The following is a 15,359-nucleotide window of genomic DNA, read 5'->3' on the forward strand; positions in this document are numbered from 1 at the left end:
TATGAACCTTATAATTAGGTGTTATTCTATTTTTGCGGTTCACTTCTTTCCAGTAAATTAAACTAGCGATTTCTTCTGTTACTTAGAATAAACTCATTATGGAACAGTTTATCATGACTGTCAATTTGTATAGAAAAATATACTAGTAAAGTTATTCTAATTGTCACATAAAGTTAACGACTTGGCTTTTAATACCACCATCCCAGACCATCATCAATTAAAAAACTACCAGAAGAAGTTTTGATTAATAAAACTCCATTATTTCAATAATTCTTTTTTCTCTTCTTCTGATAAGACAGAGAAAAGATCTGCCGTTTTATATGCCTCGATAGTGGCAAAGTTCATATAATCTGCCACCTTAACATTCAGTATATCCTGTACTAGCTCCGAAATTCTAATTTCTTGAGCGGGCTTTCTCCATTTTTTATTCGTTAAAAATACCCATAGCTCGTCTTCCTTAATAGTCTCATAGCCTAGTAAGTGAAACTCTTCTATCTTGCTATTTAATACAGGCTTAACTTGTGAACGATATTGGTCATATATGTGTGTTGATGTTGACGACATTCCTATTCACTCCATTACAGTCATTTTATGTTTCCTTTTAAACATGAGCTATCTGCTTTTACTTCTATACCTCCATAATGCTAAGCAAACCAATTTACATAGAAAAAATATGATTCCATTTTCATCCTAACAATAAAATATCGTCTCTTCCTTACAACAAACGTACTTTTATAAAAAACCTTGTCATGCTTTGTCCACTCTGTTGCATATAGATAATTGTATAGTATTATTCGCTATTTGAGAAGGCAGGGAATAGAATGTCTAAGTTTTTAAAGGGAACAATGATTTTACTTATAGCAGGATTTATTACTAGAGTCCTCGGATTTATAAATCGAATTGTTATTGCACGATTTATCGGAGATGATGGGGTTGGACTCTACATGATGGTTTATCCGACAATGATATTAGTTGTGACCATCACTCAGCTTGGACTGCCTGTAGCTATCTCTAAGAATGTTGCCGAAGCAGAAGCTGCAGGGAATTTACGAAAAGTCAAGAGCATCTTAATCATTTCATTAAGTACAACATTAGGTCTAACAGTAATCTTCACTCCAGCTTTATTTCTTTTAGCACCTTATCTTTCCCAAACACTATTTACAGATGAAAGAACTCTTTTGCCACTTCTTGCGATTACACCAATTATCCCAATAATCGCTGTTTCATCTGTTTTAAGAGGGTATTTTCAAGGTAGACAAAATATGAAGCCAGCTGCAATTTCTCAAGTGATTGAACAAATCGTTCGGATTGCGTTAATTGCGACTTTAACAAAAGCTTTTCTACCTCTTGGAGTCGAATATGCAGCTGCAGGGGCAATGTTAGCTTCTGTTCTTGGAGAACTTGCGTCTTTATTCTATTTACTGGCATCATTTAAATGGAAAAAGAAATTTCACTTACGGAAAAAATTCTTCCAATATGTACATAATGGAAAAAATACTTTCCAAGAATTAATGACAATAGCTTTACCAACAACGGGGAGTCGTATGATTGGTAGCATTGCCTGGTTTATTGAACCTATTGTTGTAGCCCATAGTTTATCATTAGCTGGTCTTTCTGCTATCAATGCAACAAAACAATATGGAGTATTAACTGGATTCGCACTCCCACTCTTAATGCTGCCATCCTTCTTCACTCAATCATTATCAACATCTCTTGTGCCTGCTATTAGTGAAGCAAAGGCTAATAATCAACTAAAGCTAATCGAACATTTATTACAGCAAGCACTTAAATTCACCTTTATGACAGGTGGACTTGCCATTGTAGTGCTGTATGTTTTGGCTGAGCCTTTAATGACCATTATGTACGGAAGCACAAGAGGCACTTCCTTTATTCAGCTTATGGCACCGTTCTTTATTCTTAATTATTACCAAGGCCCACTCCAGGCTACTTTGCAAGCCTTAAATTTTGCTAAAGCAGCAATGATTAACAGCTTTATCGGCGCAGCCGTTAAAACAGCGTTAATTTTTATTCTTGCAAGTCGACCAGAGTTTGGAATTTTCGGCGTAGCTATTGCTCTAATTGTTGGATTTGTTTTAGTAACGATCCTTCATTTTGCTACAATATTAAAAACAATCAGTTTCTCGATTATTGTGAAAGATTATGTAAAAATGCTGCTTGTTATCATGCTAACTGCCTATCTTGGCTCTCTTTTAGTCAAATCAATAACATTCCCTTCCATTCTGATACAAATCATTAGTATTACTAGTTTAATCTGTATCTTTTATATCGTATTGCTTTTCCTTTTCCGTTTAATGAACAAAAGAGATTTAGCAAAAATCCCTTGGATTGGTCCATTTTTTTCTTAAAACTACTTAAACTGTAGCAACCAATGAGCATTCCGCTTCTCACTGGTTGCTTTTTTACTGAAAGATTTCATTGTTGTTCTTTCTTTAATGATCAATCAAATCAATATAAAATTCACCTTCTTGATAACTGCAAAAGGAGATATTTTTTATATTAACATATCCTCTATCTTTCAATTGCTGTCTTAACCATAGATTAGTTTTTCCTATTCTATCTAGGTTGCTCTCTTGAATAATTCCATCCATAATTAATGGGATGGTAATAGATGACTTATTTTCTTCCTTTTCAAATACAGAAAGTTTACCTGATGTTTCTAGTATGGCAAACTCTACATCTGCAATATTTCGGATATTTTTTTCTCTCAGCTGAATTAATAAGTCATCATAATTATAGCGCTGACTTCTCATGGCTTTTTCGTCAATCTTGCCATTTTTAATAATCAATGTTGGTTCTCCCTCAATAAAATCACGCATTTTTTTGCTTTTTAAGGAAAAGAACGCAAGAAGCACTTGGATGGCTAGAAGGATAAACATTGGAAATAGTGTTGGTAAAATCGGATCCTTATAATCTTCTATAGCAACAACAGCAATTTCTGCGATCATAATGAATACAACAAGATCTAGTATGCTTAATTCCCCTATTTCCCTTTTTCCCATCATTCGAAAAATAAGAACGATTAAGAAATAGATTAAAATCGTTCTAAACAAAATGATCAAATACTGGTCCATATTATCTCCTCCGATCAAATATGTTCTCTTTTAATCTGCTCTATAAGATAAAAATAATACGGGAAAGCAGCATTATAACGATGAGAGAAAAATGTATTTTTAAATATTTTTTAATTCTATTTTCTTCCTTCCTGAATATGCTTGTACTAGAGAACTTTTATAGAAAACTTTAGATGTTTTGGAAAGGAGAGGTTTACAATAGAAGAGAGTAAACATGTTGGCAGTTCCATTTTATACGGTCTAATTGCCATTTTCATTATGTTAATAGCAAGTAGTTTGTTCTTTTCCCTTTTATTAAGATTTACATCTATTCAAGAATCATCCCTGCAACATATTATTACAGCCGTATCCTTTATAACTTTATTTGCAGGTGGTTTTATTTCTGGCGGGAAAGGAAAAGAAAGAGGTTGGTTTCTTGGGGGACTTACTGGGTTCATCTATTCCATCATCATTTTTTTATTTTCCTTTTTAGGCTCAGACCAACTATTTACGATAGAACAAACCATTTATCATGTATGTTATACCCTTATTTGTATGATGGGAGGGATATTAGGGGTAAATCTTTCCAAAAATAACTAACCAAAAATACTTCAAATAAAATATAAAAGTGCAGTCTTATTTTTTAAGACTGCACTTTTTTTACTTATTGTTCTGTTTTTTCTAATGTTGGACTAGCTACTGCAGCAGAGGATTCTACGACTTCACGAATTGCATTACGATCAAATGTCAGGCGTGAACCATCTTTTGCTTTTAACACAACCGTTCCTTCATCAATTGCATCGATTGTAGCATGCATGCCGCCAATCGTGACAATCTTGTCCCCTTTTTTTAAGCTACTCTGCATATCACGCACAGCTCTTTGACGCTTTTGCTGTGGACGGATAAGCAAGAAATAGAATAGTACAAACATTAAAATAAACGGTAGTAAACCAGCTAAATTTCCCATCTATATTTCCCCTCCTTTCAAATTCTCTATTAAAAGTTTTTAGCGTTCGGCTTATTAAATCCATAACGTTCGAAAAACTCTTCTTTAAAATCTCCTAAACGGTCGTTTCTGATTGCGTCTCGGACATTCTCCATTAAGTTTAACAGAAAATATAGATTATGGTAAGATGTAAGCCTTATTCCGAATGTTTCGTCACATCGAATAAGGTGACGAATATATGCCCGGCTATAATTTTTACAAGTATAGCAATCACAATCTGGATCCAAAGGTCCAAAATCTCTAGCATATTTAGCGTTTTTCACAACAAGACGGCCTTCACTTGTCATCACCGTACCATTTCTTGCTATTCTAGTTGGTAACACACAATCAAACATATCAATCCCACGAATCGCACCATCGATTAATGAATCTGGTGAACCTACTCCCATTAAATAACGCGGTTTATTATCCGGCATTAATGGTGTTGTAAATTCGAGGACACGATTCATCACATCCTTAGGTTCTCCAACTGATAATCCACCGACTGCATAGCCAGGTAAATCTAAAGAAACTAAGTCTCTTGCACTTTGTTTGCGAAGTTCTTCGTATTCTCCACCCTGAATAATACCAAATAAACCTTGATCCTCTGGACGATTATGTGCCTTTAGGCAGCGTTCTGCCCAACGAGAAGTACGTTCCACTGATTTCTTCATATAATCATATTCTGCTGGGTATGGCGGACACTCGTCAAATGCCATCATAATATCTGACCCTAATGCATTTTGGATTTCCATTGCTTTTTCTGGAGAAAGGAATAATTTATCCCCATTTAAGTGGTTACGAAAATGTACACCTTCTTCCTCAATTTTGCGGAAATCACTTAAACTAAAAACTTGAAATCCGCCAGAGTCCGTTAATATCGCTTTATCCCAATTCATGAATTTATGAAGCCCGCCCGCTTCTTTTACAATGTCATGACCTGGTCTTAGCCATAAATGATACGTATTACTTAAAATGATATTTGCTCCCATCGTTTTTAAATCTTCTGGAGCCATTGTTTTTACTGTTGCTAACGTTCCAACTGGCATAAAAGCCGGCGTTTCAAAAGATCCATGAGGTGTATGCACAATCCCCAATCTGGCGCCTGTTTGCTTACAAGTTTTTATGAATTCATAACGTATTGCTGTCAAATTATTTTCTCCTTCATATAAAGTGAATCTTCCTCGAGATTCATAATTCACTTCCATTTTTAATGAAAAATATCTATTAACAAAAAAGCAATAGAATCAACTATATTATTCTAATGAATATTACTACGAAACTCAAGCAATTGATAAACCCTATCATGCGGATCTATTACTATTGTATAAACATTGCATCGCCAAAACTAAAGAAACGATATCTTTCTTTGACTGCTGTTTCATAAGCATGAAGTACATTCTCTCTTCCTGCCAGTGCACTTACTAGCATAATTAACGTCGATTTAGGCAAATGGAAATTCGTAATCATGCCATCAATTCCTTTAAATTCATATCCAGGGTAAATAAAGATACTTGTCCAGCCACTGCTTTCTACAAATTCACCATTATTCGCAGCAGCAATTGTTTCAAGTGTTCTAGTTGAGGTTGTTCCTACAGAAATTATTCGTCCGCCCTGACCTCTTACTTTATTTAATAAAGCAGCTGTTTCCTTGTTAAGCTGATAAAACTCAGCATGCATTTCATGCTTATCTACATCTTCGACGTTTACAGGCCGGAAAGTGCCTAGACCGACATGCAGAGTAATAAAGGCAATATGTACACCTTTCTTTTTCAGCGCATCTAACAATTCTGTCGTAAAATGGAGCCCTGCTGTTGGAGCTGCTGCAGATCCCCTTTCCTTCGCGTAAACAGTTTGATAACGATCCTGATCGTCTAGTTTTTCTTTAATATAAGGAGGCAGCGGCATCTCGCCGAGTTGATCCAAGATTTCATAAAAAATGCCCTCATATTGAAAATCAAGAATACGACCACCGTGTTCCAACTCTTTTACACAAACCGCTTTTAGTGTTCCATCTCCAAAGGAAATTACGGTACCTTCTTTAACTCTTTTTGCCGGCTTAACAAGTGTTTCCCACATGTCATCTTTTTGCTGCTTCAGCAATAATACTTCAATATGTGCTCCAGTATCTTCTTTCTCGCCATGTAATCTTGCTGGCAATACCCTTGTATCATTTAATACTAAACAATCTCCAGGATTAATATACTCGTATATATCTTTAAATTTGCGATGTTCTAAATCGCCAGTTTCTTTATTAACGATCATGAGTCTGCTGCTTGTACGATCCTCTAATGGAGTTTGCGCAATTAATTCTTCTGGTAAATGAAAATCAAATAAATCTACTTTCATGTCTATCCACCTATTCTCTTTTATACAATCATTTTTTAGCGAAATTTCCCAATAAAATAAAAAACTAAAGATAAAATAATACTAATCACAATACAAGTTGTAATCGGAAAATAAAAAGTTGAATGCTCTTTTTTTATCAAAATGTCACCTGGAAGTTTTCCAATCGGGACTAACTGCATTACTAATCCAATAAGAAATACAATCACACCAATAGTCATTATATACTTAGGAATGTCATTCATTGTTTTCGTCCTTCATTTCGCATATTCTTTTTTATTATTTAGATGTTTCCCTCAATCCAATTTTATATTTAAATGTTCATAAACAAGATGGGTGACACTTCTTCCTCTAGGAGTTCGCTGCAAGAAACCAATCTGCAGCAAATATGGTTCATAGACATCTTCAATCGTATGTGCTTCTTCTCCAATTGTAGCAGCAATGGTTTCTAATCCTACAGGTCCACCTTTAAATTTATAAATCATTCCTAGTAATAATTTATGGTCAATATGATCTAACCCTAAACGGTCTACTTGCAAAAGTTCAAGGGAATGATCTGCCAATTCTTTCGTTATCATTCCATCACCCTTTACTTGTGCAAAATCCCGCACTCTTCGTAAAAGGCGATTCGCAATTCGAGGTGTTCCTCTTGAACGTCTAGCAATTTCCCATGCGGCAAGGTCCTCTATTCCAATTTGAAGTACATCTGCTGTTCGGGAAACAATATCTTTGAGTTGATCTACCTCATAATATTCCAATCTAGATAGAACCCCAAAACGATCTCTTAACGGTGCAGAAACGGAACCAGCTCTGGTTGTCGCACCCACAAGCGTGAATGGAGGTAAATCTAGCCGGACTGACCGAGCGCTAGGACCTTTGCCTATTACAATGTCTAAACAGTAATCTTCCATTGCAGGATATAAGACTTCTTCAATAGCTCGCGGCAAGCGATGTATTTCATCAATAAACAACACATCACCTGGTTCTAAGGCAGTTAAAATTGCTGCTAAATCACCTGGTCTTTCGATTGCTGGACCAGCAGTTGTTCGAATATTAACTCCCATTTCATTAGCAATAATCGTAGCAAGTGTGGTTTTCCCTAATCCAGGTGGGCCATATAACAATACGTGATCGAGAGCTTCTTCTCTATATTTAGCCGCTTCAATAAACACTTTTAAATTTTCTTTTACTTTATCTTGCCCAATATATTCCTGTAATTGAATGGGTCGAAGACTTTTTTCAAATGATAAATCTTGATTATCTGCTTCACTTGAAATAATTCGATCATCCATAGCATTCACTCCTTTCTTCTAGATAGTCGTTTATCCAAAATTAATTCGTTGAACCACACTTATCTTTTTAAAAGAAGCTTTAATGCCAGTTTGATATAACCATCTGTTGTTAACTGTTCCTTCTTTAAATGTGGGATAATTTTTTTGACTTCTTTCTCCGAATATCCAAGTGCAGTTAAAGCAAGCATCGCTTCATCCATTGCTGAATCACTTTCTGCTTTCGCTACATGCTTATCTACTGTAAATAGATCCGGAGAGAAATCTGGCATAAACTCTGCTAATTTTCCTTTCAAATCCAAAATCATTTGTCTTGCTGTTTTCTTGCCAACACCAGGGAACTTCACAAGGAATACTTCATCTTCCGCTTCAATGGCGGATATTACTTGGCTCGGTTCTCCAGATGCAAGTATAGCCAATGCTCCCTTAGGACCAATTCCTGAAACGTTAAGGAGCTTTGTAAATAAAGCTTTTTCATCTTGCGAACGAAAACCGTATAAGCTAATATTATCTTCTCTAACATAATGGTATGTATATACAGTAATCTTACTACCTGAAAAAGCAGAAAACGAAAATGGATTAGGTGTTTTAATCTGATAACCAATCTCATTATTCTCCACTACGATGTATTCTGGTCCAACAAATTCTACATTCCCTTTTATATATTCGTACAAATTAATTTCTCTCCCTTATAAAGAAAACTTCCATAAATAGGGCTCCGTGCCCCTTGAGTGTGGGATAAATCCTAGCCCTTATTTTATCATACTATTTTGTAGAACTGCTATTATAGATGTTTTTCATAATATTCTTACAAAAAAACAAAAAAAGTGAGCAGATTCGACACATTTCATTGTGCTTCCTCTGTTCACTGCCAATTCCTTAATTAGTAGTTTCAATTGTTGTTAAGTTTTTAAAGGTTTCTAGTACTTTAACATAGCGATCTCTTGATTTAATCGGAATCCCTTTTTGTAAATCTTCATGTTGTTTCGATTCCAGTTTCTTCAGATCAATCTGGAAAAAGGACTGAATAATGTTCTCTTCAGCAGGTTTTCCATTATAAATGGTTAATATCCCTTCTTCATTAATACCAAAATAACCATTTGTTTTCAACAATGGTGATATATCATCAACTTCTTGTTTAAAAACAAGCTCCCTGCTTGTCATATCTACCAGCTGCCATTTATCATACTTTGACCAGAAATCTTCCATCGACCATACTGTCTCTTCTATTGTTTCTTCACTCATTTCTCCGTCTAAATAAATCCTTTGCAATACGACTTCCAACTTTTTAGGATTCTCATTTTGAGAGACACCGCTTCCAGTCTTTCCATATACTTGTCCATTAGATAAAAAGACAGTAAGAATACTGACAAGAAGAACAGTTGAAAATAAAAGGAATCTGGTTTTCATTATAACCACCTCTTCACATTACTCACAACAGTAGCTTTATTTCCAAGGAAATAGGGTACTGTCAATCTAAAGCTTGGTTTTAAAACAACCTTACTCTCTATTATTCTCACCATAAAAAATAATTTCATTCCTAATTTATAGCAATCTTATTCCGGAGGATTCTCTCATAACGTATTGTAGTACCTCACTCCAGTTTGCATATTCTTTTCCTATTGAAGAATCCTATTCAATAGTTCATTTTTCTTTTTTGGTGCCTATTTTTATATTATCTATCGCTAAACGAATCCCCTTTAAAAACGGCACTTGTGCCTGCCATCCTAGATGGACTTGTGCCTTCTTTATTGAAATTCTACTTTTCTCTCCTTCTTTCAAACCCTTGTGAGGGAGAGAATCCTCTTTTATCGACGACTGAATAATAGAGACAACTTCTTTCATCGAGTATTTTTCCATTGGACAAATATTAAAAATTTCATTCCCGCCTTTATTTAAACTAGAAACAAAGGCTCTAACAGCATCACTAATATATAGGAAATGCTTCTTATGTTCTCCATCTTTAAAACAATTAGACGGGCGATTTTCTAGCACATTTTTGATTGTTGTTTCCACTATATTGTCATTCTGATTATGGAAGGAATATTCTCCATAAAGAATAGGAAATCTTAAAATCGTATAAGAAAGACCATATAATGTATGATAATTTTGTATGTATTTTTCCACTATCTTCTTCGATAATCCTTCAAATAGTACTGGTTGTAAAGTCATATCCTCTGTGATCACTCCTTCCAAGTCCCCATAAACTGCTATGGTAGATGGAAAGATAATTTTTTCTACTTTAGCTTCCACACATGCTTCCAGTACTTCAATCGTACGGCCAATATTCTTCTCTGACTGTTCAAAGGAGTCTTTCATTTTGTTTGATATAATTGGCTCATTCGATAAGTCAATTACACAATCGATTTGATACTTTGCCATTAAACCTGCTAATTCCATCGTGTTTAAGAAAGTGTGTACTTGATGCTGAACTAGAGAGGTAAGGATACTATTATCATTTGCTTGATCAGCTACTATATGATAAATTTGCTTGTTTGAAAGTTCTTGCATTAGAGCATATCTAATTTTATTCTCTTGTCCACCTACGATTAGCACTCTCACCATATATCCCTCCGCCATTTTCGGCTTTTAACTAATTCTCTGATAGTTCTTTATAACGAATGTTTTTTTTCATTATAAAGTATACATCTTTTCTTTTATAATTACAACAACTAATTCATTATATAGAACACCTTCTTTTCCTTCTTTCTTTTTTCTGTTAGTATTCATTCTTTTCTTCTTTTATAATTTGGGTGAATCTTGTCTACTTTTTTTAATATGTTCCTTATAAAGAACAAATGTATAAAAACTAACTCCAAGTGGTTTATTCCACTCAAAGTTAGTTTTTATTTTATCTGTTATCTCTTGCAGGATTTAAATCCTGAAAAATATTTTCAATATTATTGTTAATCGTTTGTCGCGGCTGACCATTTCGAATCGAACGATTTATATCTTCTATACTGTTAAATACTCCTCTATCTGTGACGACTGAAATATCTCTTCCATTTAGTAAATCATTTAGTTTGTCTTTTACCTGCGCTTTTGTTTTGGCTATATTCTTTGTGTTTTCAACTTCCAATGCAACTAAAACGTTCTCTCTATAAACAAGCGTCCGTGCATTTTTAACATTATCCATTTTAGTAACCCGATCGGATATTTTTTCAGCTAATTCCGTGTCATAGGATACTCTTTCATCCCGATCATTTGTATTTACGTTATCATGATCATTGTTGCGATTATTTATATTTCTAACGTTTGTTCCGTTTCTATTGTTTACATTTCGAACATTCGATCCATTTCTATTGCCTTCATCCCCAAAAGTATGGTCCATCATTTCTGTAATTGGTCCATCGTTATCTGTATTGCCGACGCCATTGTTTCCTTCATGCTGTTCATTTGAATAGTATCCAATCGGCCTAGTATTATTAAGGCGATTTCGATCAGCAGTCTCATCCTCATTTACACCACAACCTGTCAATCCAAAAGACAGTGTCAACAGAACTGGAGCAACTAGTTTAACTTTACGCATAGTAGAATTCTCCCCTTCATGTAAATCTCGAGCAATATCCTTGCTCTCTTTTATCTTCTACTGTTTGGAAAGAAACATACTGTAAAGTCTAGCCAGTCTTTTTCATGTCTTATGTTCCTACGAGTTGTTGAAGTTTTTGATAAAACTTCTTCCTCCTTTTATATTGATTAGTTGTTAGTAATTGTACTTGATCTAACAAGAAGTCATTATTTACATCTTTATTTCTGATTATTCTATTCCATTCCCTCAAAATATCTGTCGGATATATTAAAGCTGTTAAAAACCATTTATCTTTAAAAAGATCGGCATATACTTGCATTTTTTGTAAATCTTGTAAAGACCATCCTATATCAGGGAGAATGCGATTAGCAAATTGTAAATAGTCAGCAATTCGTGGACCAATACTTATTAAATCAAAATCAATTAAGTATAATTCATTATTCTTAACTCGTAAGAAATTATGATGAGCAACATCCCCATGTATGATTACGTTTGGGGTTGTGTCCAAGTAGTCCATTTGTTTTTTTATTAAACCAAATGAATAATCAGCCCATTCCATTATTTCCTCCGCTATGTCTTTTTTTATATATTGCTCAATAATTAGTAAATTCCCTCGAAATTCTTCTAGCCTTTGTTCAAATTTCTTTATTAAATGAAAAGTTGGCAAGATATACTTATATATTTCTACCAGTCGCTCTGTAACCGAATAATAATGTTCCAATAATTGAAGTGCTTCCCTTCTATTCCGCTTACTATGATAGGAAAAAGTATCTCTATGAGGGGGAAGATATTCAATCAGCCCATACACTTTATTATCGATAATGATTGGCTCATCATCGAAATCATAAAATTGATATGTCTGTGTAAAACCTTCTTGTTTAAGTGCTCTTGTAAAAGCAACTTGAACCTTGAGTTTTTGATAACTATTGTACCCTTTTAAAATTATCCAATATTGCTTCGTTTTTATTAGATATACATCATTTCTAATCCTGTTTAATTCGATAATTTGGATTGGTATTTTTTTTTCTAATAAAGAAAGGAGACGATAAAAAAAAGTATCGTCCCCTCTATGATAAAAATCATAGATCACTGCTTTCATCCTCTTGGTATCTTGGCATTCCAAATGGAGTACCTTGATTCATGCCATATGGATTCATAAATGGCGGCTGCCCAATAGTAGGATTATAAGGCGGTGTGAATACTGGAGCATTCCCTCCCGGTCCATATACAGGTGATGTCACGTCTGTAGAAACTGGCTGCGCCATACTACTACCTTCATATGATGGCGCTTCTTGATCTGCACCATAATTTTCCGTTGTATATGAGATTGGCGTATTTCCAACAGCATCTTGAGGATACGGAGATTGATTTATAGATGGTTGATATCCTATCGGATGTCCTCCCATTTCCATTCCTGAAGTGAATCCTCCCGCCATCGGATAGCCTCCTAATTCTAAGCCAAATCCTTTTGGCACTCCTCTCATATCCATTCCTGGATTAAATCCTCCACCCATTGGGTGTCCTCCCATTTCTGGGCCAAACCCTTGCGGCATTCCTCCCATTTCTGGACCAAATCCTTGTGGCATTCCTCCCATTCCTGGATTAAATCCTCCACCCATTGGATGTCCTCCCATTTCTGGACCAAATCCTTGTGGCATTCCTCCCATTCCTGGATTAAATCCTCCACCCATTGGATGTCCTCCCATTTCTGGACCAAACCCTTGTGGCATTCCTCCCATTCCTGGATTAAATCCTCCACTCATTGGATGTCCTCCCATTTCTGGGCCAAATCCTTGTGGCATTCCTCCCATTCCTGGGTCGAATCCTCCACCCATTGGATGTCCTCCCATTTGTGGGTCGAATCCTTGTGGCATTCCTCCTATTCCTGGATTAAATCCTCCACCCATTAGATGTCCTCCCATTTCTGGGCCAAATCCTTGTGGCATTCCTCCCATTCCTGGGTCGAATCCTCCACCCATTGGATGTCCTCCCATTTGTGGGTCGAATCCTTGTGGCATTCCTCCCATTCCTGGGTCGAATCCTCCACCCATTGGATGTCCTCCCATTTGTGGGTCGAATCCTTGTGGCATTCCTCCTTTTCCAGAAGTGGCTCCTTGCATCATTCCATCTACTTGAAAATTGCTTGCTGTAGGGAATGATGGACCACAACCACAATCCTCTTTAACAGGAAGAGTAATAGTCGGATGAACCGCTGTGTGCGTAGGTGCATTTGGTTTATGCGCAACATTTGGTTTTTGAGCTGCACCAGCTACATGGGAAGTAGGTTCATTCTCTATAGGCATCTGACTAAACTGAGCCCATGGTTTTTGACTATTTTCCTGTGGTATCTGATTAACATGGGAAGGCGCCTGATTTATAAAAGCAGAATAGGACGAGGAAGACTCTTCCCAATGGTGTTTTTCTGTAAATTCTACTCCAGGAAATGTTGGATAAACTTGGGATGCAACTTGTTCAACCGGAACTCCTTCAGGAGGGCAAACCCCTGGAGGAAAACCGCTACCTGGCATCATTGGCGATACTTCATAACAATAAGGCTGATAAGGGACAATGGGTGGACATACATCTTTTTGAACTGGTTCTTGATTTGGCAAAACAGGTGCAAGTTGTGTTGGTTCAGGCTTTGTTGGTGCTGGTTTGGCTGGCATTGGTTTTACTGGTGCTGGTTTGGCTGGTGCCGGTTTTACTGGTGCTGGTTTTACTGGTGCTGGTTTTACTGGTGCCGGTTTTACTGGTGTCGGTTTTACCGGTGCCGGTTTTTCTTTCATTTCCACATCAATATCCACATCAACATTAGTCATATTCATGGAATAATAATTCGTTATATCAATTTCGGGAATGATTGGAGCAGGCATTTTTGGTGTAAATGGTTTCTCTTTTGGTATCTCTTTTTTGGGCATTTCCTTTTTTGGCGCTTCTTTTTTTGGTGTTTCTTTTACTGGCATTTCTTTTTTCGGTGCTTCTTTCACAATTGGTTCCATCGTAATCGGCATTTCTTTTTTTGATCCCATTTGAGGAGCTTCTTTCTTTATACTCCCTCCTAAAGTAGGGACTTTAATTTTCATGCCAGGCATAATCATATCAGTATTAGTCAATTGGGAATTTAACGACTTTAACTCTTCGAAATTCACCCCATATTTTTTGGCAATTTCCCAAAGAGTATCCCCTTTCTGAACAATATGGATCTTCACTATAGATTCCCTCCTATGCATATGTCCATATAGTCTATGTTCACACTGCAAAATGGTTATCATTCTATTCAAAAATCTATGCGTTTTTTTTCAAAATATGTGTTCTGGTCGTACAAAGATTGCCCAGATCTTTGTCCTTCTTTTCGCCATTAATTTATAAAAATAAATTGGTTTATTCATTTAGATATTCTTTTGGTAAAATAGAAAGAAAGAAAGAAAAATAAATACTGAGTTCTCCCTTTCAAGTGAAACAGGCTAACTGCCACTATTTTTAAAGTAAATGCCAAATAAATTTGTGTTGTTACCTTTACCGGAGATAACAGAAAAAGCAGATAAAGAAAAGGAAGCTTTCTAATCAGAGTAACTGCAACAAAAGGAGAGATTGGATGACTGAATCAAAAAAAATGCTTGGTGAAGAAAGAAGGGCTTATATTCTTACTTTACTAAAAGAGAAAAATCGACCTTATACCGGCAGTGAACTTTCAAAATTGACAAATGTTAGTAGACAAATAATTGTTGGAGATATTACACTGCTAAAGGCGAAAAATGAACCAATTTTGGCAACTAGTCAAGGCTATTTATATTTACAAGAATCAAAACCGATGCTCTACGAAAGAATTATTGCGTGTAATCATCCACCAGAAAAAACGGAGGAAGAGTTAAATATCCTTGTTGATAATGGAGTAACTGTTAAGGATGTCACAATTGAACATCCAGTATACGGCGATTTGACGGCTTCCATCCTCGTCTCTAATCGAAAAGAAGTGAAACAATTTATGAAGAAAATTAAGCATACAAATGCTGCTTATTTATCTGAATTAACGGCAGGTATTCATCTGCATACCATTACCGCACCATCCCTTGATACATTACTAGAGGCAGAAGAAGCTTTACGAAAAGCAGATTTTTTAATGGAAGAAGAAGCTTAAC

At 35.7% G+C, this 15,359-nt stretch carries 16 protein-coding genes; 3 read left to right on the top strand and 13 right to left on the bottom strand.

Annotation, left to right across the window (positions count from 1 at the left end; all coding sequences use genetic code 11):
* Positions 1-258: 258 nt before the first annotated feature.
* Positions 259-564 carry a post-transcriptional regulator gene (locus NX902_RS16870; protein ID WP_095331645.1) on the bottom strand — a complete coding sequence of 102 codons (306 nt, stop codon included), beginning with the start codon at positions 562-564 and terminating at the stop codon, positions 259-261.
* A 257-nt stretch (positions 565-821) separates the two neighbouring features.
* On the opposite strand from NX902_RS16870, the gene spoVB reads away from it, so the two are divergent.
* The gene (spoVB, locus tag NX902_RS16875) at positions 822-2,366 is read left to right on the top strand and encodes a stage V sporulation protein B (protein WP_163185482.1); all 1,545 of its coding nucleotides are present in this window, start codon (positions 822-824) and stop codon (positions 2,364-2,366) included.
* Between the two features lie 84 nt (positions 2,367-2,450).
* Here the strand turns inward: spoVB and NX902_RS16880 are convergent, their stop codons facing one another.
* Complete coding sequence (locus tag NX902_RS16880) at positions 2,451-3,092, bottom strand: DUF421 domain-containing protein (protein WP_095331641.1); 642 nt, start codon at positions 3,090-3,092, stop codon at positions 2,451-2,453.
* 228 nt (positions 3,093-3,320) lie between these two features.
* Here NX902_RS16880 and NX902_RS16885 point away from each other — a divergent pair, with 228 nt between their 5' ends.
* Positions 3,321-3,671, top strand: coding sequence for a TIGR04086 family membrane protein (locus NX902_RS16885; RefSeq protein ID WP_328824417.1), 351 nt, complete (start codon positions 3,321-3,323; stop codon positions 3,669-3,671).
* 64 nt (positions 3,672-3,735) lie between these two features.
* Here the strand turns inward: NX902_RS16885 and yajC are convergent, their stop codons facing one another.
* From yajC to safA, 11 genes are all read right to left on the bottom strand, one after another.
* Positions 3,736-4,038 carry a preprotein translocase subunit YajC gene (gene yajC, locus NX902_RS16890; RefSeq protein ID WP_095331637.1) on the bottom strand — a complete coding sequence of 101 codons (303 nt, stop codon included), beginning with the start codon at positions 4,036-4,038 and terminating at the stop codon, positions 3,736-3,738.
* Between the two features lie 29 nt (positions 4,039-4,067).
* Positions 4,068-5,207, bottom strand: a complete 1,140-nt coding sequence (tgt, locus tag NX902_RS16895) for a tRNA guanosine(34) transglycosylase Tgt (protein ID WP_095331635.1) — start codon at positions 5,205-5,207, stop codon at positions 4,068-4,070.
* A 169-nt stretch (positions 5,208-5,376) separates the two neighbouring features.
* Entirely contained in the window at positions 5,377-6,405 is a 1,029-nt protein-coding gene (queA, locus tag NX902_RS16900) for a tRNA preQ1(34) S-adenosylmethionine ribosyltransferase-isomerase QueA (protein WP_095331633.1), read from the bottom strand.
* Between the two features lie 35 nt (positions 6,406-6,440).
* Positions 6,441-6,647 carry a DUF2905 domain-containing protein gene (locus tag NX902_RS16905; protein ID WP_095331631.1) on the bottom strand — a complete coding sequence of 69 codons (207 nt, stop codon included), beginning with the start codon at positions 6,645-6,647 and terminating at the stop codon, positions 6,441-6,443.
* Positions 6,648-6,698: 51 nt separating this feature from the next.
* On the bottom strand, positions 6,699-7,694 hold the full coding sequence (gene ruvB, locus NX902_RS16910; protein WP_095331629.1) for a Holliday junction branch migration DNA helicase RuvB: 996 nt from the start codon (positions 7,692-7,694) through the stop codon (positions 6,699-6,701).
* Between the two features lie 59 nt (positions 7,695-7,753).
* A complete protein-coding gene (ruvA, locus tag NX902_RS16915; protein ID WP_123258041.1) occupies positions 7,754-8,365 on the bottom strand; it encodes a Holliday junction branch migration protein RuvA in 612 nt (203 codons plus the stop codon).
* Between the two features lie 205 nt (positions 8,366-8,570).
* Positions 8,571-9,101 carry an intercompartmental signaling factor BofC gene (locus NX902_RS16920; protein ID WP_095331625.1) on the bottom strand — a complete coding sequence of 177 codons (531 nt, stop codon included), beginning with the start codon at positions 9,099-9,101 and terminating at the stop codon, positions 8,571-8,573.
* Positions 9,102-9,335: 234 nt separating this feature from the next.
* Positions 9,336-10,256: an NAD-dependent epimerase/dehydratase family protein gene (locus NX902_RS16925; protein ID WP_163185479.1), complete on the bottom strand. Its 921-nt coding sequence runs from the start codon at positions 10,254-10,256 to the stop codon at positions 9,336-9,338.
* Positions 10,257-10,542: 286 nt separating this feature from the next.
* Positions 10,543-11,220, bottom strand: a complete 678-nt coding sequence (locus tag NX902_RS16930; protein ID WP_095331621.1) for a YhcN/YlaJ family sporulation lipoprotein — start codon at positions 11,218-11,220, stop codon at positions 10,543-10,545.
* 109 nt (positions 11,221-11,329) lie between these two features.
* Positions 11,330-12,310: a phosphotransferase gene (locus tag NX902_RS16935; RefSeq protein ID WP_164463669.1), complete on the bottom strand. Its 981-nt coding sequence runs from the start codon at positions 12,308-12,310 to the stop codon at positions 11,330-11,332.
* Complete coding sequence (safA, locus tag NX902_RS16940; RefSeq protein ID WP_341160863.1) at positions 12,300-14,429, bottom strand: SafA/ExsA family spore coat assembly protein; 2,130 nt, start codon at positions 14,427-14,429, stop codon at positions 12,300-12,302. Before safA ends, NX902_RS16935 begins: the two co-directional genes overlap by 11 nt.
* Before the next feature lie 386 nt (positions 14,430-14,815).
* Here safA and NX902_RS16945 point away from each other — a divergent pair, with 386 nt between their 5' ends.
* Complete coding sequence (locus tag NX902_RS16945) at positions 14,816-15,358, top strand: transcription repressor NadR (protein WP_047943611.1); 543 nt, start codon at positions 14,816-14,818, stop codon at positions 15,356-15,358.
* Position 15,359: the final 1 nt, after the last annotated feature.

The organism is Niallia sp. FSL W8-0954, from assembly GCF_038005605.1.
Lineage (GTDB): Bacteria > Bacillota > Bacilli > Bacillales > Cytobacillaceae > Niallia > Niallia circulans_A.

What these genes read in the sequence shown, in the direction of transcription:
- NX902_RS16925 (WP_163185479.1), bottom strand. Translation starts at nt 10,256, where the DNA reads ATGGTGAGAGTGCTAATCGTAGGTGGACAAGAGAATAAAATTAGATAT.
- NX902_RS16905 (WP_095331631.1), bottom strand. Translation starts at nt 6,647, where the DNA reads ATGAATGACATTCCTAAGTATATAATGACTATTGGTGTGATTGTATTT.
- NX902_RS16930 (WP_095331621.1), bottom strand. Translation starts at nt 11,220, where the DNA reads ATGCGTAAAGTTAAACTAGTTGCTCCAGTTCTGTTGACACTGTCTTTT.
- NX902_RS16945 (WP_047943611.1), top strand. Translation starts at nt 14,816, where the DNA reads ATGACTGAATCAAAAAAAATGCTTGGTGAAGAAAGAAGGGCTTATATT.
- NX902_RS16870 (WP_095331645.1), bottom strand. Translation starts at nt 564, where the DNA reads ATGTCGTCAACATCAACACACATATATGACCAATATCGTTCACAAGTT.
- queA (WP_095331633.1), bottom strand. Translation starts at nt 6,405, where the DNA reads ATGAAAGTAGATTTATTTGATTTTCATTTACCAGAAGAATTAATTGCG.
- yajC (WP_095331637.1), bottom strand. Translation starts at nt 4,038, where the DNA reads ATGGGAAATTTAGCTGGTTTACTACCGTTTATTTTAATGTTTGTACTA.
- spoVB (WP_163185482.1), top strand. Translation starts at nt 822, where the DNA reads ATGTCTAAGTTTTTAAAGGGAACAATGATTTTACTTATAGCAGGATTT.
- NX902_RS16880 (WP_095331641.1), bottom strand. Translation starts at nt 3,092, where the DNA reads ATGGACCAGTATTTGATCATTTTGTTTAGAACGATTTTAATCTATTTC.
- ruvB (WP_095331629.1), bottom strand. Translation starts at nt 7,694, where the DNA reads ATGGATGATCGAATTATTTCAAGTGAAGCAGATAATCAAGATTTATCA.
- NX902_RS16920 (WP_095331625.1), bottom strand. Translation starts at nt 9,101, where the DNA reads ATGAAAACCAGATTCCTTTTATTTTCAACTGTTCTTCTTGTCAGTATT.